Genomic DNA, 19581 nt, shown 5'->3' with positions numbered 1-19581 from the left:
CTCCGTCATGCGACCGCACCCGCGGCGCGCAACCGCTCCAGCCGATCGGCGTCGTAGCCGAGCAGATCGCGCAGCACGGCCTCCGTGTGCTCGCCGACCGCGGGCGGACAGCTGTAAGCCGGCGCGGCCGCGCGCGACAGCTTGACGGGATTGCCGGGCATGCGCACCGTCTCGCCAGTCTTGAGCTCGACCTCGACCACCATGTCGCGGCCGAGCACCTGCGGTTCGCGCAGCGCGTGGGCGAAGTCATTGACCGGGCCGCACGGAATGCGGGCCTGGCGCAGCCGGTCGAGCCAATATGCCGACGATTCGCCGCGCAGCACATCGCCGATGATCGCGTCGATACGGTCCTTGTCGGCGTAGCGGCCCGGCTGGCGCAGATATTCCGGGCGGCGCAACTCGGGATGGTCGATCACGCTCAGGAAGCGCTCGAAGAACGCATCGCCGATGCAGGCGATGATGATGTGGCCGTCGCGGGTGGGATAGGTGTTGTACGGCACGTGCACGAAATGGCTGTTGCCGATCCGCTCCGGCACGATGCCCGACATCAGATGCATCGTCGCCATGTAGTTCAGCAGCGAGATCTGCGCATCCAGCATCGAGATATCGACGTGCTGTCCCACGCCGCTGCGCTCGCGCTCGGCCAGCGCCGCCAGCACGCCAATCGCGCCGAACACGCCGCCGCCCAGATCGCCGATCGGAATGCCGCTGCGCACTGGCGGTCCATCGGCCATGCCGGTGATCGACATGCCGCCGCCCATCGCCTGCACGACCTGGTCGAAGGCTGGCTGCTGCCGGTCCGGGCCGGTCTGGCCGAAGCCCGTCACCGAGCAGGTGACGATGCGCGGATTGACCTGCGACAGCGCGGCATGATCGATACCCAGCCGCTCGGTGACGCCGGCGCTGAAGTTGTCGAACACCACATCGGCATGGCGCACCAGATCGAGAAACACCGCGCGGCCGGCGTCGGACTTCAGGTCGATGCAGACGCTCTCCTTGTTGCGGTTCAGCGTCAGGAAGTAGGCGCCCATGCCGTCGCGCGCATAGTCCTCGCTCTCGGCCAGCAGCCGCCGCGTCCCCTCTCCGGCGCCGGGCGGCTCGACCTTGATGGTGCGCGCGCCGAGATCGGCCAGCAGCATCGTGCCGTACGGGCCCGACAGCATATGGGTCAAATCCAGCACGGTGATATGGCTGAGCGCCTGCATTCTTTCCTCCGTCGGTAGCATGCGGCTTGTTCCGCAAGCCCCATGCCACCTTTGCGGCGCGAGATAAGCCATTGATTATTTTGGACAATTCATTCTGCTACTCGCGTTTCACCGTTTCATGAAACACTGGCGAGACATCGATGAAACACGGCGAACGCGCGCGGGCTGAGCTTCGAGGCGGGACGAAGCGCGCAGACCGCCGGCGAGACCATGCGCAACACCCCGAACGACCGCGGCACCCGGCCGCGGCTCTGCTTCATCAGCTACAAGCACCTGAGCCGGTTCGCGATGACCGTGTTGGACGAATACGCGGACCGGGCCGAGATCGAGGTGGTCAACGCCTCGTTCGAGGCGGCCCTCGACGCCGCGCGCGAACGCATCCGCGACGGCTCGACCGACGCGCTGATCAGCGCCGGCGCCAACGCCACCATCCTGCGCAACGCGGTGGTGGCGCCGGTCGCCACCATCAAGCTGTCCGGCTTCGACATCCTGCTGGCGCTGCTCAACGCGCGGCGCATCTCGTCCAAGGTCGGCGTGGTGATGTACGGCGCGTGCATCCCGGAGCTCGATGCGGTGCGCGACCTGCTGAAGATCAAGGTGGCGCAGTACGCCTACCGCACGCCCGACGAAGCCAGGCAGTGCTTTGAACTGCTGGCCCGCGACGGCTACGAAGTGGTGGTCGGCTCGAGCATCGTGGTGGAGTTGGCCGAGCAGTATGGCTTGCAGGGCCGCCTCGCCTACTCGCTCGGCGCGGTGCGCCAGGGCATCGAGGACGCGATCGAGCTGGCGCGTGTCGCCCGGCTCGAGGCGGGCCGCTACGAGCAGCTGAACGGCGTGCTGCACAACCTGCAGGAAGCCGTGCTGGCGGTCGATCGCGACAATCGCCTGATCGCGGTCAATCCGCCGATGGAGAAGCTGCTGGGACGCGTGCGCGCCCGCTTGCTCGGCCAGCATCTGGACGACATCGAGCCGGCGCTGTCGCTGCGGACCACGCTGGACAGCGGCCTGCAGGAGCGTGGCAGCGTGCTGCGCTACGTCCAGCGCGACTGGATCGCCAATCGCACGCCGATTCGCGAGCACGGCGATACGGTCGGTGCCGCCCTGACGCTGTACGACGCGCGCAATATCCAGGACGCCGACGCCAGCCTGCGCAGCCAGCAGCGCCGCCATCAGCCGACCGCGCGCCATCGTTTCGACAATCTGATCGGAAGCAGTCCGTCCTTTCTACGGGCCTGCGCAACCGCCAGGCGCTTCGCGCGGACCGACCTGACCGTGCTGATCTCCGGCGAAAGCGGCGTCGGCAAGGAGCTGTTCGCGCAGGCCATCCATAACGACAGCAAGCGCGCCGGCAAGCCGTTCGTCGCCGTCAATTGCGCGGCCTTTCCGGAGGCGCTGCTCGAGAGCGAACTGTTCGGCTACGAAGAAGGCGCGTTCACCGGCTCGCGCCGCGGCGGCAAGCGCGGCCTGTTCGAAGCGGCTCACACCGGCACGCTGTTCCTCGACGAGATCGGCGACATGCCGGTCTCGTTGCAGACGCGGCTGCTGCGCGTGCTGCAGGAGCGCGAGATCGTGCGGCTGGGCGGCGGCGTACCGATTCCCGTCGACGTGCGCATCATCGCGGCGACCCACCAGCCCTTGCCGCAGCGGATCGCGGCGAAGCAATTCCGGCAGGACCTCTACTATCGGATCAACACGCTGCAATTGCGCATCCCGCCGCTGCGGGAGCGGACGGAGGACATCGAGGCGCTGGCCACCGTGCTGCTGCGGCGAAGCCTGGACAGGCTCGACAGCGACCTGGACGCCACGGCCTTGCTCGCGCCCTTGCGCGAGCGGCTGCGAGCCTACCGCTGGCCGGGCAATGTGCGGGAGCTCGAGAACCTGTGCGAACGGATGGCGGTGTTCTTCTCGCAGTGGCAGCACGTCGACGCGATCGCGTTCGACGAACTGCGCCACGACTGTCCCGAGCTTTATGGGTTGGATAGCGGGGGCTCGGACATTCGCTCGGACGTTGGCTCAGGCCCCGGCGCCAACGCCGCGTCTCGCGCGCGGGTGCTGGAGGTGCTGGCGGCCTGCGGCGGCAACCGCCAGCAGGCCGCGCAGCGGCTGGGCATCAGCCGCGCGACGTTATGGCGATGGGTGAAGGAAGCGAACGGGCAAGCCGCGCCGCCCATCGCACCCGACGACTAACTTGACGCCTCGCCTGACGCCTCGCCTGACGCCTCGCCTGACGCCTCGCCTGACGCCTCGCCTGACGCCTCGCCCGACGACTCGCCTGACGACTCGCGTGGCGACTCGCCTCATGACTGACCCGCCTCCGTCAGACCTCGCCCATCGCGGGGTCACTGACCGTATGCCGCCCGTTTTCCACCCGGCCGGCAAAGCGGCGATAGAAGGCCGGATCGCTGCTGCACGTCACCGCGAAGTCGTACCACTGGCCGCTGTCGGCCAGCGACCAGTGCCGCGAGGCCGTGCCGCCCGCGGCGACGTCGACCTGCCAGGGGCCGTCGGTGCGATAGGCCAGCGGCGCGATGGCGAACTGGCACGCGGCGGCGCCCGGATTGAGCAGATCCACGTAGACGTCTCCGTTGGCAATGTCGTAGCAGACACGGATCTCCGGCGCGGCCTGCGCAGTGCCGAGCCGGTTCAGGTCGCCCTTGAAATGCCGGTGGTAGCCGTTGGGGCCGAGCACCCACAGATCGTAGCGGCCGAAATTGTCGGACCCGGCGTTCCAGGTATCGGACAGCGTCTTGCCGGCCTCGACCATATAGCGGCGCGGGATGCGGTCCAGCTTGTGGCCGTCGTAGACGTGGAACACGGCGGCCTGCGTACCGGTATTCGAGAACAGCAGCTCGACCTGGCCCGACCCCTGGCCCGATGCATGGCAACGCGCGCTGGTATGCAGCTCGTAGGGCAGCGCGCGCGAAGGACGCGTGCCCGGTGCCTGCAGCGGCAGCGCCATGTCGCGCGGCACCGGCACGGCCGGCAGCCGCTGCTGCGCGGCGCGCAGCGCGTCGGCCGCATCCCGCGTGGTGCGGCCCGCCAGTGTCGGCAACGCCTCGGTATTCGGCGTCTTGAAATTGAAGGCGCTGGTCAGGTCGCCGCAGACGGCGCGCCGGAACGGGCTGATGTTCGGCTCCTGCACGCCAAAGCGGGCCTCGAGGAAGCGCAGCACCGACGTGTGGTCGAACACCTGCGAATTGACCCAGCCGCCGCGGCTCCACGGCGAGATCACGTAAAGCGGAACGCGCGGTCCCGGCCCGTAGACGCGGCCGTCCGGCGCCGGCTGGCTGGTGCTGCCCTGCGGCGGCGGCTGCGTGAAATACTCCGGTGCCAACTCTGCCTCGCTGAGCGTGGTCTTGCCGGCGTACGTGTTGTCGGGATTGCGCGACGGCGCCGACGGCGACGGCACGTGATCGAAATAGCCGTCGTTCTCGTCGAAATTGACGATCAGGACCGTCCTGCTCCAGACCTCCGGATTGGCGGTCAGCGCATCGAGGACCTCCTGCAGGAACCACGAGCCCTGTACCGGACTCGAGGGCCCGGGATGCTCGCAGTAGATCGACGGCGCATTGATCCACGATACCTGCGGCAGCTTGCCTTCGCGCACGTCGCGCCTGAAGGCGTCGAGATACTGGTCCGGCTGGCTGCCCGGCAACGTGTTGGCGACGCCCTTGTAGAGCGGATTGCCGGCGTTGTCGGTCGCCGCATCGTAGGCGTGATACGGCAGCGGCTGGCCCGTATCGTTGTACGGCGCGCCGGGCGTACCGCCGCTCGACACCGGAAAGCCGGACGCCAGATTGGCGCGGCGGAAGGTCTGGAAGGCGCCGAGCATGTTGTCGCCCCACTCGTCCGGCATGTTCTGGTAGCTGATCCAGCTGATGCCGGCCTCTTCCAGCCGCTCGACATAGGTCTTCCACGTGTAGCCGACGTTCGCGTCCGACGGGATGCCGTTGATCGCATCCCACTCGTTGTTGACGAAGGCCACGTTCTGCGGCACCGGACCGTTGGTGCCGGTCAGATGGAAGGCCCGGTTCGCGTCCGTGCCGGTGTGCATCGAGCAGTGGTAGGCGTCGCAGATCGTGAACGCATTGGCGAGCGCGAACTGGAACGGGATCTCCTGCTCCTTGTAATAGCCCATCGACGTGTCGGTCTTGGCGACGGGCCAACGCGACATGCGGCCGTGATCCCAGGCCTCCTGGCTGTCCTTCCACGAGTGCGGCGTGCCGGCGACGCGCTGCGCGTTGTTGGCGGTGCCGTCCAGATGGTAGGGCGTGATCACCGTGCCGTTGGCGCGCTCCTGCTGCCAGACCTTGCGGCCGTTCGGCATCGGGATCGTGAGGCGGTCACCGAATCCGCGCACGCCGCTCAGCGTGCCGAAGTAGTGGTCGAACGAGCGGTTCTCCTGCATCAGGATCACCACGTGCTGCACGTCCATGATGGTGCCGGTGGCATTGTTGGCCGGAATGGCCAACGCGCGGCGAATGCTGGGAGGAAAGGCGGCGAGCGCCGCGGCCGAAAAGCCCGCGGCCGCGCTCGCCTGCAGGAATCTGCGGCGGGAGGTCATTTCTGTTTGTTGTTGTGGGCGGAGTCGTAGGGCCGGGTGCGGATTGCGCTCAGGGAGCGCAGCGCAGTTCCGGCTTGGGCGTCTCGGGGGGCTTGGGCGTTTCGCCCGGCTTGTCGTCGTCGCCGCCGCAGGCGGTCAGCACGGCGGTGGTCAGAAGAACGGCCAACAGCGCTCTCGTCATTCTCAGGGCTTGCATTGGAACCTTCGCTGGCGTGGAAAGAAGGGGGAGAGATTTTTCCGGCTTCGGAAAATCCCGCCAGCCTAGTGCGCCTGCATGACGGCACTGTGACCCGACGCCGAACTCCCGCACTGTTGCGGAGTGGTCCTTGTCATCGCCGCGTCATGCCGCTGACATCGCCGTTCGGTACGGTGCCGGCTTCGGCTGTCCGGCGCCCCGCTGCCTCGGGCGCCGGCGCCAATGGTTTCCCGATCGCCGCCCTGCCGGTACCATCCCGCCATCCCAGCCGCCTTTCGCCATGCCATCGAACAGCCGTCGTCAATTCCTGAAGATCGCCAGCACCGGCGCCGCCGCTGCCGCCACCCTCGCCGCCTTCCCGCCTGCGATCCGCCGCGCCCTTGCCATCCCCGCCAATAACGCCACCGGCACCATCCGCGATGTCGAGCACGTCGTGATCCTGATGCAGGAGAACCGCTCGTTCGACAACTATTTCGGAACGATGAAGGGCGTGCGCGGCTTCGGCGACCGCTTTCCGATTCCGCTTGCCGGCGGGCGCAACGTCTTCGAGCAGACCTATACCGAGAATGGCGTCAGCCGCATCGTGCTGCCCTACCACCTGGACAGCAGCGCCGGCAACGCGCAGCGCGTCAGCGGCACGCCGCACAGCTATCCCGATGCGCAGGACGCCTGGGACCTGGGTCGCATGAACCAGTGGCCGACGTACAAGGAGCCGCATTCGATGGGCTTCTATACCGAAGCCGAACTCGATTTCCAGTACGCGCTGGCCAACGCCTTCACGATCTGCGACGCGTACTTCTGCTCGTTCCATGGCGGCACGAATCCGAACCGCCTGTTCCATTGGACCGGCACCAACGATCCCACCGGCGCGATGGGCGGTCCGGTGATCGACAACCGTGGCGATTCGCTCGATGCGACCAGCATCAGCTACCGCTGGACCACGTATCCGGAGCGGTTGCAGGCCGCCGGTGTCAGCTGGAAGGTCTACCAGAACCTGCCGGACAACTTCACCGACAATCCGCTGGCGGGCTTCAAGCAATATCGCGATGCCAACGCGGCGCGCGGCAACCTGCCCAACGGCAGCCCGTATCCGCCCTACACGCCGGCAGACGAATCGATCAGCCCGCTGATCAAGGGCATCGGCAACACGATGCCGGATGGCGGCTTTCTGCAGGCACTGAAGGACGATATCGCGGCGGGAACGCTGCCGCAGGTGTCGTGGATCGTGGCACCAGCCACCTACTCCGAGCATCCCGGGCCGTCGAGCCCGGTGCAGGGTGCCTGGTATACGCAAGAGGTGCTGAACGCGCTGACGGCCAATCCGGAGGTCTGGAGCCGCACCGTGCTGCTGATCAACTTCGACGAGAACGACGGCTTCTTCGACCACGTACCGCCGCCCTGCGCGCCCGCGTTCGACAACGGCACGCTGGCCGGCGCCTCGACGGTGGCGACCGACGGCGAGTATCACACCGACGGCAAGCCCTATGGTCCCGGCCCCCGCGTGCCGATGTATGTGGTATCGCCCTGGAGCCGCGGCGGCTGGGTCAATTCGCAGGTGTTCGACCACACGTCGGTGCTGCGCTTCCTCGAAGCCCGTTTCGGCGTGAGGGAGCCGAATATCAGCGCGTACCGCCGCGCGATCGCCGGCGATCTGCTCTCGGCGTTCAACTTCGTCAATCCGAATACCGAGACGCTGCCGACGCTGCCAACGCGGGACAAGACCAGCGCCGATGCGATCCGCACCGCGCAGGGCCAGTTGCCCCAGGTACCGCTGCCGCCGACGACCGCGCAGCAGATGCCGGCGCAGGCGACCGGCACGCGCCCCTCGCGCGCGCTGCCGTATGAACTGCACGTCAGCGGCCGGGAAGACCCCAGCGGCCGCGCGATGTGGCTGTTGTTCAGCAATACCGGAACGGCCGCGGCCGTGTTCCATGTTTACGACCGGCTGCACCTGGACCGCGTGCCGCGCCGCTACACCGTCGAACCGGGCAAGCAGCTCGACGGCCGCTATGAGGTCTTTGCTGGCGACGAAGGCCGCTACGACCTGTTCGTGCTGGGACCCAATGGCTTTCATCGCAGCTTCCGCGGCGACGTCAGCACGCTGGGCACCGCGGGTGCCAGCGCGCCGGAGATCCGCGTCTGCTACGACATCGCCAACGCGGCGGTCTACCTGACGATGATCAATGCCGGCGCCAGCGCCTGCACCTTCACCGTGGTGCCGAACGCCTACCGCAACGACGGCCCCTGGACCTTCGAAGTCCCCGCCGGCAAGCAGCTGGACCAGCACTGGCCGGTGGGCTCGCAGGGCAACTGGTACGACTTCACGGTGACTACCCAGCAAGGCAGCTTCCGCCGCCGTTTTGCCGGGCGCATCGAGACCGGCAAGGACCTCGTGTCGGACCCGGCGATGAGCGAACGCGACTGACGGGTCCGTCGGCGGGGCTTGGCTTAGCGGCCGGGCTTAGCGGTGCGCCTGGTGGTGACGTTGGCGCTGAGCCTGGTGGCGCGCTTGGTTGGGTGACTCAGTTGCTGCGGCGCTCCCGCTCTGCCCGCAGCTTTTCGTAGTACGCCCGCTTGGCCGCATACATGCGCGCGTCGGCCTGCTTGACCGCATCGGTCAGGCGCTCGCCGACCGCACAGGTGGCCGCGCCGATCGCGAAGTTCAGTGCCGCGCCCGGATAGAACTGGTTGTTCAGTTCGACGACCTGCTCGATCTGCGCGACGATCGAGGCCGTGGCATGTTCGTCGCGGTCCGGCAGCAGCACCATGAACTCGTCGCCGCCGACACGGGCGATGCAGAAGCCGTCGCCGACCGCCTTCTTCAGGGCCTCTCCCGCACGGCGCAGCAGCGCATCGCCATCGCCGTGGCCAAGGTTGTCGTTGATCTGCTTGAGTCCGTTCAGATCCACGGCGATCACGCTGACCGGCCACGGCCCCTTGCGGCCGAGACGCGCCAGCTCGTCCTCGTAATAGGCGCGGTTGTACAGCTTGGTCAGCACGTCGTGCTTGCCGAGGAATTCGACGTAGGCCTCGGCCTTCTTGCGCGCAGTGATGTCGGTCAGCGACACCAGCACCTGATCCCATTCGGCCTCGTGCCCAGGGAATACCGACCATTGCATGTACACATCGACCTGGCGGCCATCCAGCGCATAGTTGACGACCTCGCGCTGCTGCCACAGCTTCTCGTTCCACAGATCGACCAGCTGCTCGGCAAAGTGCCCCTGCATGTCGTCGCGGAACACGTCCCCAAGGCGCGACAGCAGCACCGGCTTGGATGGCGCGCTGAACATCAGCAAGGTCTGCTGGTTGACGTCGATCACGCGGATTTCCTGCATGCAGCGCGCGATGAAATCGGGATGGACGTTCAGGAAGGTCCGGAAATCGGTAATGCCGGCGGCGCGCACCTCGTCGAGCAACACCTTGACCGCGCTGAAGTCCTCGACCCACAGCGACACCGGCGAATGCTCGAACAGCCCGAGCGCGTATTGCTGGCTATTGCGCAGCTCCCGCTCGGCGCGCTGGCGCTGCGTGATGTCGTCGATCGACAGCAGCACGCGGTCCCAATGCTGCTCGTGGCCCGGCAGCACGCGGCCTGACAGCTGGATATCGAGACGCTGGCCATCGAGCGTGTAATTGACCGATTGGCCGCCGAAGACGCCGCGGCCGTCCCACAGGTCCACCAGTTCCTCGACGTGCTGCTCGAACATGTCGTCGCGGAACACCTTGTCCAGATTTCCGACCAGATCGGCGAGATCCCGGGCGCCGTAGAGCTCCAGCGTGCGGCGGTTGACATTGACGATGCGCATCAGCGACGAACAACGGGCAACCTCGTCGGGATGGCCATGCAGGTGGGCGCGCAGATCGGTGATGCCCGCGGCCCGCAGGCCATCGAGATGCCGTTTCAGGTCACTATAGTCTTCCAGCCACAACGAGACTGGCGCGAGATCGAACAGGTTCTGGTAGTCGTCGACGGTGGACGCGCTGCTTTCGGCCTTCAAGGCGGATTCCTCTGATTCCAGGCTGGCGTGGCGATCGCAACCGGGCCGGATGGCCGGGTTGCGCTGTGCTTGCTCTGCCTTGGCAAGCCACGCAAAGCCCGTAGCATAGGGCACCACGCCCCGGATGGGAAACCCGCCATCGTGGAGGGGCTCAGGTTCCGTCGATCTTGAAGCCGATGTCCTTGATGAACTTGCCCCACCGAGCATGATCGGTCTTGATCTGCGTGGCAAAGGCCTCCGGCGTGACGGCCTGCGGCGGCAATACGCCGACGCCCGCCAGCCGCTTGTGATAGGCCGGGTCGGCCAGCACCTTGCGCACGGCTGCCGATACCGCCTCGACGGTGTCCTTCGGCATGGCCTTGGGACCGAACAGCGCGAAATAGCCGCTCAACTGCTCCATCTCGGCAAATCCCAGTTCCCGGAACGTCGGCGCACCGGGCGCGAGATCGGAACGTTCCGGAATCGTGGTCGCCAGCACCTTGGTCTTGCCCGCCTGATAGAGCGGCACCCCCGTGGTCAGCCCGTCGATCATCAACGGCACCACGCCGCCGACCAGGTCCTGCGTGGCCGGCGCCGAGCCCTTGTACAGCACGGGCTCGATATGCGTGCCGGACAGCCGGTTGAACAGCAGCGGCCCGAAGTGCGACGAGGTTCCCGGCCCGTACGACGCGGAATGCAGCGGCTTGCCGGGATTGGCCTTGGACCAGGCAATCAGTTCCCTCAGCGAGGAGAACGGCGCGTCCTTGTTCGCCACCATCACGACCGGCGCCTTGCCCAGTTCCGCCAATGCGGTCAGATCGGTCAGCGGGTCGTAGGGCACGCGGTTGATATGGGCGCCGGAGGTCGCCGACGAGCCGAGCGTGACCAGCAAGGTGTGGCCGTCGTTCTTCGCGCGGATCACGTCCTGCGTGGCGGGGATCGTCGCCCCGCCCGGCTTGTTTTCCACGACGACCGACTGGCCGATGACCTTCGTGAAGTAATCGGCGAACAGCCGCGCCACCACGTCGGTGCCGCCCCCCGGCGGATAGGCGACCACCAGCCGAATCGGCCGGCTCGGCCAATCCGCCGCCCATGCGCTTGGCGCCAGGCCGGTTGCCGCGAGCGTCGCGGTGGCGCAGGCCGCCGCGCCGAGGAACTGTCGTCGATCCATGCTGATGTCTCCGGCTGTTGTTTTGGGTCAGCTGATTTTGGGGTCCGCTGCTGCCGGTTCATCTTAGTGGCTGTTCCAGCCCGCGGCACGTTGGGGTTTTCCGCCATTTTCCGCATGGCAGAACGGGCGCGATGCAGGCCCGGTCGCGCCGGCTCAGGTTCCGCTTTCCTGATCGGGGACCAGCTTGATGGTCAGCGGCGCGAGCGCGGGGCCCGACAACACGCTGCCGTCCGGCGCGAAACGGCTGCCGTGGCAGGGACAGTCCCAGCTCATCTCGACAGCATTCCAATGCACGATGCATTTCATGTGCGTGCAGACGGGCGATACCGCGAACAGGCGCCCCGCGGCATCGCGATAGGCCGCGACGCGTTCGCCTTCCAATTCCGCGATCGCGGCGCTTCCCGGTGCGAGGCTCTGCAGCTGCTCGTGCTGGCGACGCGACAGATAGTCCTGGATCAGCGCCTTGCCCATGCTGACCACTTCCTCGGCGGTCCCCTTTGCCGATTTCACCGCGGTCAGCCGCGTCGCCTTGTAGAGCTCGCTCCAGCGATTGTCGACGCCGAGAATCTGGTCCGCGAGGATGGCCGCGGCCAGCGTGCCGTAGGTCAGGCCGTCGGTGGCGAAGCCCGTCGCAATGTAGCTGCCGAAGGCATCCTTGCCGATATAGGGCAAGCCGTCCGGTGACGGGAAGTTCTGCGCCGACCAGCGAAAGGCAATCTGCCGAATGCCGAGGCGCTGCCTTGCCGATTCCTCCAGCTTTGCCATGGCCGCTGCCGCGTCATGCTGACCGGTCTTCGCTGTCTGGCCGACGCAGACCAGGTAGTTGCCCTGCGTGGTGTCGAGCCCGCGCACCGACAGGCGCTCGCTGCCCTCTGCGTAGAAGATCCCCACCGGAAACGAATCGCCGTCCAATGGCGCCGCCAATCCGTACTCGCGATGCGGCACCATGCCGGCTTGCATCAGATGGAAGCCGCTCGGCGAATGCGTGGCGAGCACGATGTGCTGCGCCTTGACGCTGCCCCGCTCCGTTCGCAGCAGTTGCTGCGCGCGGTCGATTTCGACCACCGGCGAGCGCTCGAAGATGCGGCAGCCATTGTCGGCCGCATGCCGGGCCAGCGCCAGCACGTAGGCAAGCGGATGGAATTGCGCCTGCTGCTCGAGCACCAGCGCATCGCCGTGCGCATGCGGCAATCCTGGCGGCAAGGCCCCTTCCCTGCGGATCGCAAGACCGGCGGCCAGCGAGGCCTCGAATTCCGCCTCGATCCCGTCGCGCGCGTTGGCCGAGGCCGGATAGCGCACCAGGGGGCAACGCCGGAAGGCGCAATCGATGCCGAGGCGATGGACATGTTCCTCGATCCAATCGACCGCTTCCGCGCGCGACTGCGTGACCTGCCGCACGACCTCGTCGCCCCACTTGTGCCGGAGCGCATGCAGGCCGCTGGCGACCGTTGCGTAGAGATTGCCGGTGGAATTGCCGGTATCCCCGACGCCCAACCCATTCGCCTCCAGCAGCACCACGCTGCGGCCAGCTTGCACGAGGCGCCAGGCGAGACTGACCCCGGTAATGCCGCCACCGACGATCGCGATATCGGTCTGGATGTCCTCGACCAGCAAGGGCCAGCCGGTCGGATTTGTGGTGCCACGCCAGAGTGAAATTGTCATGTGGGGTCTCCTTGCGGCGTTGGCGGTTCCGCCCCTCCGCTCAAGCCTTGCCTGCGCTCTCGCGGTCCAGGCGCGCCATCACGCCTTGCACGATCCGGTCGCAGCGCACGCCGCCGAATTCGTACAGATCGCGGCCGGCGAGATCGATCTCGCGAGCGAGCGCTTCCCGCAGCAGGCTGCGTGCACGGAAATGCCGGCTGCGGACCGTTGCCTCCGGAATATCGAGACACTGCGCGGTCTCCTCCACGCTCATTTCCTCGACTTCGCGCATCACGAAAACGAGACGGAACGTCTTGGGCAACCGGTCCAGCTGGCGCTCGATCAGTCCGCGCAATTCGGTACGCGCGAATGCCCTGTCCGGTGCATCGTCGTCGGGTGCGGGATAGTCGTGCTCCATAGCGTCATCCCCGGATGAAGCCACCATCGGAATCACCTTCTCGCGGCGTGCATGGCGTCGCAATCGACCGAGGCATTGATTCAGTACCAGCCGCGACAGCCAGGTCGCCAGCGCCGCGTCGCCGCGGAACTCGCCGATCGCGCGATAGGCCGACAGATAGGCCTCCTGCAGCGCGTCTTCCGCCTCCGCATCGTCACGTAGTGCCGCGCGCGCCAGACGGTACAGACGCCGGTTGTTCCGCCGGATCAGCAATTCGAACGCGGAACGATCGCCCGCCGCGATACGCCGGGCCAGCTCCTGGTCTTCGCCATGAGGCTGGCCGGTAGCGGGCGTCGTTGCACTGGAAGGGATCATCGCTTGCGAATATCCAGAACCGCCTGCATGGTCGGATGGAGCGTGCAGACGTAGGGCACCGATCCATCGCCCTGCACCACGTGCTCCCATGACGCACCGGGTGCGATATGGCCGGAATCGAAGGTCCTGCCGTCCGCCGACGTCGCGGTATGCGGCACGATATCCTGATTGACCCAGACGACGCGATCGCCGCGGTGCACCATCAATGTCGAAGGACGAAATTCCATTCCCTCGATGGTGACAATATAGGTCGCCGCACCGACCTCCGTGCCGCCAAGGACCGCCGCCATCACCAGCAGTCCCAGAATGGTCCCCCGGCTCCAATTCATGGCTTCTTGTTCGTCTTCGCGTTCTTGGTCTTCGGCAGCGAGGCTTGCAGGTGCTTCGCATGCTCCAGATGCGCGACGAACGCCGGCCGCACCTTGACCAGCAGAGCCTTCAACTCGGCATTGCTGGCGCTCGGCACCAGGGTCTTGTCCAGGGCATTGAGCACGGCCTGGTGGTAGTCGACCTCCTGATCGACATAGGCCTTATCGAAGGCCTCCCCCTTGAGCCCCTTCAGTTTGGCGATGTTTGCTTCCCCGCCGCACTTCAGGGTCTGCGCCGTGGGGTTGTCTTCGGGCTTGAGATCGAGCTTCTTCGCCAGGTCCATTGCGGACTTGTTGACGCTGGAGTGGTCGGTGACCATCAGGTCCGCGAACTCCTTCACCTCCTTGGACTTCGCCTTCGTCCGCGCCAGCTCGCCGGCGTCGATGTCGACTTGATTCGCTGTGACCACGATGGCCGCAATCTGGGCGTCGTTCGGGGATTGGGCCCACGCGATTGCCGCGGCGCAGCATAGGGATAGGGCCGTCAGGATGTGTTTCATGTCATCGCTCCTCCATGAAGTGGACTCGGTTGCCGCGGCGCCGGGGGGCGTGGGCGAGCGGGTTCTTTCATGGGGATGGATGTCATGAGGGGCGACGGCGTTCCCACGGAGTCGACGGTATCGCGCAACGGAAATGCCCGCTCACCCCGCCGCCCCCGCCTCCGCCCCCAACCTCTCCCTCACAAACCCCAGAAACGCCCTCACCCCCTCCGGCAGCGTCCGCCCCGCCAGCGTCTGTAGTTCGATCGCCCTGCCCTTCATCCCCCGCTCCCGGATCACCGCGGCGTGCAGTTCTCCCCGGCGCAAGCGGTCGCCTACGGTCACCGCACCGGAAATCGACAACCCTCCCCCGTGCAGCACGAAACTGGTCAGCGTCTCGAAATGATTGGTGACCAGCACCGGCTCGAACACGATGCCGCGTTCGCCGGCGGCGATATCGAACAGCTGGCGCACCGTGTTGTCGGCCTCCGGCAATGCCAGCGGATACGGCTGCATCTGCGCCAGCGTCACGCTGCGAAAGCGCGCCAGCGGATGGTCGGGGCGCATGATGGCGATCACGGGCGCGGGCTGGCGGTGTTCGACGCGGATGCCCTGCTCGCCAGCGCGGCTATAGGTGATGCCGATATCGGCGTCGCCGTGCAGCACGATGCCGGTGACATCGGCCGGCGACGCCACGCGGACATGGAAGTGCAGTCCGGGATAGCGCTCGCGGAATTCGGCGATGCAGCGCGGCAGGAATTCGATGGCGAAGCCCGCGGAGCTGGCGATGCGAACACGGCCGCGCCGCAAGCCCTGCAGGGCGGCGATTTCCGAGACGACGCGGTCCGCTTCCAGCGCGCCTCGCAAGGCATAGGCCGCCAGCACTTCCCCGGCGGCGCTGGCGACCATGCCGCGCGGGCGGCGGTCGAACAGTGGCACGCCCAGCAGCGTTTCCAGCGCGGCCACCTGGCGGCTGACCGCCGATACGGTGACGTTGAGCCGCTGCGCCGCCTCGGTCAGCGAGCCGCTGCGTACCACTTCGAGGAAATAGCGCAGGGCTGTGTCCTGCAGGCGGTGCGACAGCATCGGTCCGGCTCCTTGGCGCAAAGGCCCGTTCTGGTTTGCGTTTTACGCAAGGATATTTGAAAAAATCGTCGATTGTGCGAAACCCGGCCCGACCCGTATGCTTTTCCGGAACAACGAAGGAGACACCACCACCATGGCGCTCGACCAGACCGCTTCCAGCCAGTCCACGAATCAGCCCGCCAATCGGCCGACCGCCCAGCCCACCGACCCGATCGTCGAACTCGATGCCGTCGCGCTGTCCCGCGCCATCCATGCGCGCGAGGTCTCGTGCGTCGAGGTGCTCGACGCCTTTTTCGACCAGATCGACCGCCACAATCCGCGCGTCAACGCCATCGTCGCCCCGCTCGACCGCGATCCGCTCCGTGCCCAGGCGGCCGGGCGCGATGCCGAACTCGCCAAGGGGCAAAGCCGTGGTCCCCTGCATGGCTTCCCGCAGGCCCCGAAGGACATCAGCCCGGCCGCGGGCATGGTCACGACCAAGGGCTCGCCAATCTTCGCCGGACAGGTCACGCAGACCGATGCCGCGATCTTCGCGCGCATGCGCAAGGCCGGCGCGCTGTTTGTCGGGCGCACCAATTCCCCCGAGTTCGGCCTCGGCGGCCATACCTACAACCCCGTCTATGGCACCACGCGCAACGCCTTCGACCCCTCGCGCTCCGCGGGCGGCAGCAGCGGCGGAGCGGCGGTCGCCGTCGCACTGCGCATGCTGCCGGTGGCGGATGGCTCGGACATGATGGGATCGCTGCGCACGCCGGCGGCGTTCAACCACGTGTACGGGCTGCGCACGTCGTTCGGGCTGGTGCCGCACGGCCCGACCGACGAGGTCTTCTTCCAGCAGTTCAGCGTGGCCGGCCCGATGGCGCGCAACGTGCCGGACCTGGCGATGCTGCTGTCGGTGCAGGCTGGTTTCGATGCGCGCCTGCCGCTGACGCGCCGCAGCGAGCCGCCGGGCAGTTTCGCGCTGCCGCCGGAGCGCGACTGGACCGGCGTACGGATCGGCTGGCTGGGCGATCTGGGCGGCCAATTGCCGACCGAGCCGGGCCTGCTCGATACCTGCGCCCGCGCGCTGGACCACTTCCGGACGCTGGGCTGCACGGTCGAGCCCGCCCTGCCCGCATTCGATCTGGAAAAGCTGTGGCACGCATGGATCGATCTGCGCAGCTTCTCGGTGGCCGGCGCCAATGCCGCGCTATGGCACGACCCCGCCAAGCGCGCGATGCTCAAGCCCGAGGCCGCATGGGAGATCGAGCGCGGCATGGCGCTGCCCGGCACGCGCGTGTACGAAGCGATGTGCGTGCGCAGCGCCTGGTATCAGGCGCTGGTCCAGCTGTTCGCACACTACGACTATCTGGTGCTGCCCGCCGCGCAGGTGTTTCCGTTCGACGCCGAATGGGACTGGCCGCACGCCATCGACGGCCGCGACATGGACACCTATCACCGCTGGATGCAGACCGTGGTGCCGGCGACGATGGCCGGTCTCCCGGCACTCGCCGCGCCGGCCGGTTTCGGGCCGCAGAGCCTGCCCGCCGGCATTCAGATCATCGGGCCCGCGCAGACCGATGCCGCCGTGCTGCAGCTGGGCCATGCCTACGACCAGGCGGGCGGATTCTCGCGGGTCCGCAGTCCCTGGCTTGGCTGAGCCACACCACATACGGCAATAACGCAGCCTCTCGATCGATTTCGAAATCCACCACTGCTGGCAGGAGTGCCCTTGATGACCGTAATGCCCCCGAAGCGATTCTTCCTTGCATGCACCGGCCTGGCCGCCGCATTTGCCATGGCGACGGCGCCGGCCGCGGCGCAGACGTATCCCGATCGCCCGATCCGTCTGGTGGTGCCCTTTGCCGCGGGCGGCGCGACCGACGTGCTCGGGCGTCTGCTGGCCGTGGGCCTCGGCGAGAAGCTCGGCCAGACCGTGGTCGTGGAAAACAAGCCCGGCGCCAGCACGGTGATCGGGGCCACGCAGGTCGCCAAGGCCGCGCCCGATGGCTATACGCTGCTGCTGGCGGCCAGCACCACGCTGACGCTGAACCCGGCAATTCGCCCCAACCTCGCCTATGACCCGATCAAGAGCTTCACGCCGCTGGGCCTGGTCGCCGATATGAGCCTGGTGCTGGTCGCCAATCCCGACACGTCGCTGCATTCGCTCAAGGACCTCGTCACGCAGGCAAAGGCCGATCCGGACAAGTTCTCCTACGGCTCGTTCGGCACCGGTTCGTCGGTGCATTTCGGCGGGGAGATGCTGAAGTCCGCCGCCGGCATCCGCATGGTGCATGTGCCCTTCAACGGCAGCGCGCCCAATCTGACGGCGCTGGCTGGCGGCCAGGTCCAGGTCGCGGTCGACACCGTGGTGGCGGGTCTGCCGCTGATCAAGGCCGGCAGGATTCGTCCGCTGGCCGTGCTGTCGCCGCAGCGCCTGCCGGCCTTGCCGCAGGTGCCGACGGTCGCCGAGAGCGGCTATCCGGGCTTCCAGATGGGAACGTGGTTCGCGCTGATCGCACCGGCCGGGCTGCCGGCGCCGGTCCAGCAGAAGCTGGAGAAGGCCTTGGCTGACGTCGTCAACGCCCCGGCCACGCGCGCCCGACTGGTGGAACTGGCGCTGACGCCCGCCTATGGCAATGGCGCCGCGGTCAAGGCCAGGGTCGAGAAGGAGTTGCCGGAGATGCGAGCCGTCGCGGCGCGGGCGAATATCCGGGCGGAATAAGGGCGGAATAAGGGCGAAGTGGGGGCGGAGTGCGGGCGAAGTGCGGGCGGAGTGAGGCAGCGCCGTTGCGTACCCTGCGCGTTCAGCCGCGGCAATCCACAACGGCGCACCGGCATTATTTGACTGATCGGTACAAAACAAATTATGCTCGTCGGCACGCGCTCAGCCGCCTGAGCGCAGTACCTCTTCGAGCAACGATGCAACGGGTCTGACGCACCCGTTGTTTTTTGCCCATTTCTGTACCGATCGATAAATTTCTAGCCGCGAAGAATACCGATGAGCCATCCCGTCAGCACCGACATTCGCCAGATTCCAACCGCCACCGGCATGGTGGCCATCCCGGCCGAGCTTGAGGACGATGTTGCGCAGTTCCACTATGCCCCTGCCCGCCGCGTCGGCGACTTCGTCTATCTCTCCGGCGTGGTCGCCTGCAACAGGCGCACCGAGCCGATGGACGAGCCGGCGTTCTGCGACGAATTGCGTGGGGTCTTCCGGCAGATCGAGCGCTTGCTGCTCGCCTGCGATGCGCGGCTGGACGATGTCGTCGAACTGCAGATGTTCCATGTCTTCGGCAGCGAACGGCTCGCCCTGGACAAGGCCGGCCAGCTGGCGGCCATCGGCCGGGTTCGGGACGAGTTCTTTGCCGCGCCGTATCCGGTCGCGGTGGAATTGGGCGTGGCGGACCTGAACCCCGATGGCGGCCTGGTCGAAATCAAGGCCACGGCGTTTGCACCACGGGACCGTGCCGGCAAACAGCCGCGCTAGCACGCCAGGCGGCCGTCGAGGCCCTGAGACGCGCTCAAGCGTGCGGATATGCCTCGAATGCCGCGAAGCGCTCCGCCGCCGCGGTCAGCGACGCGATGGCCGGATGCTTTGCCGGATCGACCGCGCCCGGCAGCATGGCCTGCGTAAAAGTCCACACCACCGCGGTGGTCAGTTGCGCCTGCGACAGCGCGCTCTCCTGTACCGGCACCGCCAGGCGCGCGACCTCTTCCTCCAGCAAGGCAAAGGCGCTGGTGCGCTGGCCGTCGACGCGCTCCACCCACGGCTGGTGCTGCTTCTCGGCCGGCCGCAGCTGGTGCTCGTAGACGTTCTGCACGGCCTTCTCGCACGCGGCCAGCGCCAGCCCGATAACGCGCAGATCGCGCTGGCGCGCCGCCAGGTCCGCCGGCATCAGGCTGCGTCCGGCCAGCGCCTCGACGTAGTCGATGATCAGCGTCGAGTCCATCAGCACCACGCCGTTGTCGCAGACCAGCGACGGCGCCTTGACGACCGGATTGATGGCGCGGAACTGCTCGAAGGTGCGGAACACCGAAACCGGTTCATGGTGGAAGGACAGCCCCAGCAGGCGCATCGTGATCGCGGCGCGGCGCACATAGGGGGAATCGAGCATGCCGATCAGTCTCATCGTTTTACTC

15 protein-coding genes are annotated in these 19581 nt (G+C 67.0%); 5 read left to right on the top strand and 10 right to left on the bottom strand.

The window, feature by feature from the left end; genetic code table 11:
* Window positions 1-5: 5 nt before the first annotated feature.
* Window positions 6-1205 carry a CaiB/BaiF CoA transferase family protein gene (locus F1599_RS17470; protein ID WP_150083917.1) on the bottom strand — a complete coding sequence of 400 codons (1200 nt, stop codon included), beginning with the start codon at window positions 1203-1205 and terminating at the stop codon, window positions 6-8.
* Window positions 1206-1415: 210 nt separating this feature from the next.
* Between F1599_RS17470 and prpR the strand changes: the two genes are divergently transcribed.
* Window positions 1416-3392 carry a propionate catabolism operon regulatory protein PrpR gene (gene prpR, locus F1599_RS17465; RefSeq protein WP_150083916.1) on the top strand — a complete coding sequence of 659 codons (1977 nt, stop codon included), beginning with the start codon at window positions 1416-1418 and terminating at the stop codon, window positions 3390-3392.
* A gap of 130 nt (window positions 3393-3522) precedes the next feature.
* On the opposite strand, the gene F1599_RS17460 is transcribed toward prpR, so the two are convergent.
* Complete coding sequence (locus F1599_RS17460; protein WP_150083915.1) at window positions 3523-5769, bottom strand: phosphocholine-specific phospholipase C; 2247 nt, start codon at window positions 5767-5769, stop codon at window positions 3523-3525.
* Between the two features lie 476 nt (window positions 5770-6245).
* Between F1599_RS17460 and F1599_RS17455 the strand changes: the two genes are divergently transcribed.
* Entirely contained in the window at window positions 6246-8390 is a 2145-nt protein-coding gene (locus F1599_RS17455; RefSeq protein WP_150083914.1) for a phosphocholine-specific phospholipase C, read from the top strand.
* A gap of 97 nt (window positions 8391-8487) precedes the next feature.
* On the opposite strand, the gene F1599_RS17450 is transcribed toward F1599_RS17455, so the two are convergent.
* The 7 genes from F1599_RS17450 to F1599_RS17420 all read right to left on the bottom strand — a co-directional run bounded on the left by F1599_RS17450 (window position 8488) and on the right by F1599_RS17420 (window position 15459).
* Window positions 8488-9963 (bottom strand): sensor domain-containing diguanylate cyclase, encoded by a 1476-nt coding sequence (locus tag F1599_RS17450; protein ID WP_150083913.1) that lies wholly within the window; start codon window positions 9961-9963, stop codon window positions 8488-8490.
* A gap of 151 nt (window positions 9964-10114) precedes the next feature.
* A complete protein-coding gene (locus tag F1599_RS17445; protein WP_150083912.1) occupies window positions 10115-11113 on the bottom strand; it encodes a Bug family tripartite tricarboxylate transporter substrate binding protein in 999 nt (332 codons plus the stop codon).
* Between the two features lie 153 nt (window positions 11114-11266).
* The gene (locus F1599_RS17440; RefSeq protein WP_223819710.1) at window positions 11267-12775 is read right to left on the bottom strand and encodes an FAD-dependent oxidoreductase; all 1509 of its coding nucleotides are present in this window, start codon (window positions 12773-12775) and stop codon (window positions 11267-11269) included.
* A gap of 40 nt (window positions 12776-12815) precedes the next feature.
* Window positions 12816-13526 (bottom strand): RNA polymerase sigma factor, encoded by a 711-nt coding sequence (locus F1599_RS17435; RefSeq protein ID WP_150083911.1) that lies wholly within the window; start codon window positions 13524-13526, stop codon window positions 12816-12818.
* A complete protein-coding gene (locus F1599_RS17430) occupies window positions 13523-13855 on the bottom strand; it encodes a cupredoxin domain-containing protein (protein ID WP_190286390.1) in 333 nt (110 codons plus the stop codon). Before F1599_RS17430 ends, F1599_RS17435 begins: the two co-directional genes overlap by 4 nt.
* Window positions 13852-14394, bottom strand: a complete 543-nt coding sequence (locus tag F1599_RS17425) for a DUF4142 domain-containing protein (RefSeq protein WP_150083910.1) — start codon at window positions 14392-14394, stop codon at window positions 13852-13854. The genes F1599_RS17430 and F1599_RS17425 overlap by 4 nt, the downstream gene beginning before the upstream one ends.
* A 141-nt stretch (window positions 14395-14535) precedes the next feature.
* Window positions 14536-15459, bottom strand: a complete 924-nt coding sequence (locus F1599_RS17420) for a LysR substrate-binding domain-containing protein (RefSeq protein WP_150083909.1) — start codon at window positions 15457-15459, stop codon at window positions 14536-14538.
* Window positions 15460-15592: 133 nt separating this feature from the next.
* Here F1599_RS17420 and F1599_RS17415 point away from each other — a divergent pair, with 133 nt between their 5' ends.
* From F1599_RS17415 to F1599_RS17405, 3 genes are all read left to right on the top strand, one after another.
* On the top strand, window positions 15593-17098 hold the full coding sequence (locus F1599_RS17415; protein ID WP_150083908.1) for an amidase: 1506 nt from the start codon (window positions 15593-15595) through the stop codon (window positions 17096-17098).
* A 75-nt stretch (window positions 17099-17173) separates the two neighbouring features.
* Window positions 17174-18163, top strand: a complete 990-nt coding sequence (locus F1599_RS17410; protein ID WP_150083907.1) for a Bug family tripartite tricarboxylate transporter substrate binding protein — start codon at window positions 17174-17176, stop codon at window positions 18161-18163.
* A 276-nt stretch (window positions 18164-18439) separates the two neighbouring features.
* Entirely contained in the window at window positions 18440-18928 is a 489-nt protein-coding gene (locus F1599_RS17405) for a Rid family hydrolase (RefSeq protein ID WP_150083906.1), read from the top strand.
* 34 nt (window positions 18929-18962) lie between these two features.
* On the opposite strand, the gene F1599_RS17400 is transcribed toward F1599_RS17405, so the two are convergent.
* Window positions 18963-19571 (bottom strand): glutathione S-transferase, encoded by a 609-nt coding sequence (locus F1599_RS17400; RefSeq protein WP_150083905.1) that lies wholly within the window; start codon window positions 19569-19571, stop codon window positions 18963-18965.
* Window positions 19572-19581 lie beyond the last annotated feature (10 nt).

Origin of the sequence: Cupriavidus cauae, assembly GCF_008632125.1 — a bacterium.
Lineage (GTDB): Bacteria > Pseudomonadota > Gammaproteobacteria > Burkholderiales > Burkholderiaceae > Cupriavidus > Cupriavidus cauae.
Note: the sequence above shows the minus strand (reverse complement) of the source record. Positions and strands in the feature narration are given on the sequence as shown.

Bases quoted from the DNA above. Each gene is read 5' to 3' on its own strand.
- F1599_RS17440 (WP_223819710.1), bottom strand. From the start codon at position 12,775: ATGACAATTTCACTCTGGCGTGGCACCACAAATCCGACCGGCTGGCCC.
- F1599_RS17400 (WP_150083905.1), bottom strand. From the start codon at position 19,571: ATGAGACTGATCGGCATGCTCGATTCCCCCTATGTGCGCCGCGCCGCG.
- F1599_RS17455 (WP_150083914.1), top strand. From the start codon at position 6,246: ATGCCATCGAACAGCCGTCGTCAATTCCTGAAGATCGCCAGCACCGGC.
- F1599_RS17470 (WP_150083917.1), bottom strand. From the start codon at position 1,205: ATGCAGGCGCTCAGCCATATCACCGTGCTGGATTTGACCCATATGCTG.
- F1599_RS17405 (WP_150083906.1), top strand. From the start codon at position 18,440: ATGAGCCATCCCGTCAGCACCGACATTCGCCAGATTCCAACCGCCACC.
- F1599_RS17415 (WP_150083908.1), top strand. From the start codon at position 15,593: ATGGCGCTCGACCAGACCGCTTCCAGCCAGTCCACGAATCAGCCCGCC.
- F1599_RS17435 (WP_150083911.1), bottom strand. From the start codon at position 13,526: ATGATCCCTTCCAGTGCAACGACGCCCGCTACCGGCCAGCCTCATGGC.
- F1599_RS17460 (WP_150083915.1), bottom strand. From the start codon at position 5,769: ATGACCTCCCGCCGCAGATTCCTGCAGGCGAGCGCGGCCGCGGGCTTT.
- F1599_RS17420 (WP_150083909.1), bottom strand. From the start codon at position 15,459: ATGCTGTCGCACCGCCTGCAGGACACAGCCCTGCGCTATTTCCTCGAA.
- F1599_RS17430 (WP_190286390.1), bottom strand. From the start codon at position 13,855: ATGAATTGGAGCCGGGGGACCATTCTGGGACTGCTGGTGATGGCGGCG.
- prpR (WP_150083916.1), top strand. From the start codon at position 1,416: ATGCGCAACACCCCGAACGACCGCGGCACCCGGCCGCGGCTCTGCTTC.
- F1599_RS17445 (WP_150083912.1), bottom strand. From the start codon at position 11,113: ATGGATCGACGACAGTTCCTCGGCGCGGCGGCCTGCGCCACCGCGACG.
- F1599_RS17410 (WP_150083907.1), top strand. From the start codon at position 17,174: ATGACCGTAATGCCCCCGAAGCGATTCTTCCTTGCATGCACCGGCCTG.
- F1599_RS17425 (WP_150083910.1), bottom strand. From the start codon at position 14,394: ATGAAACACATCCTGACGGCCCTATCCCTATGCTGCGCCGCGGCAATC.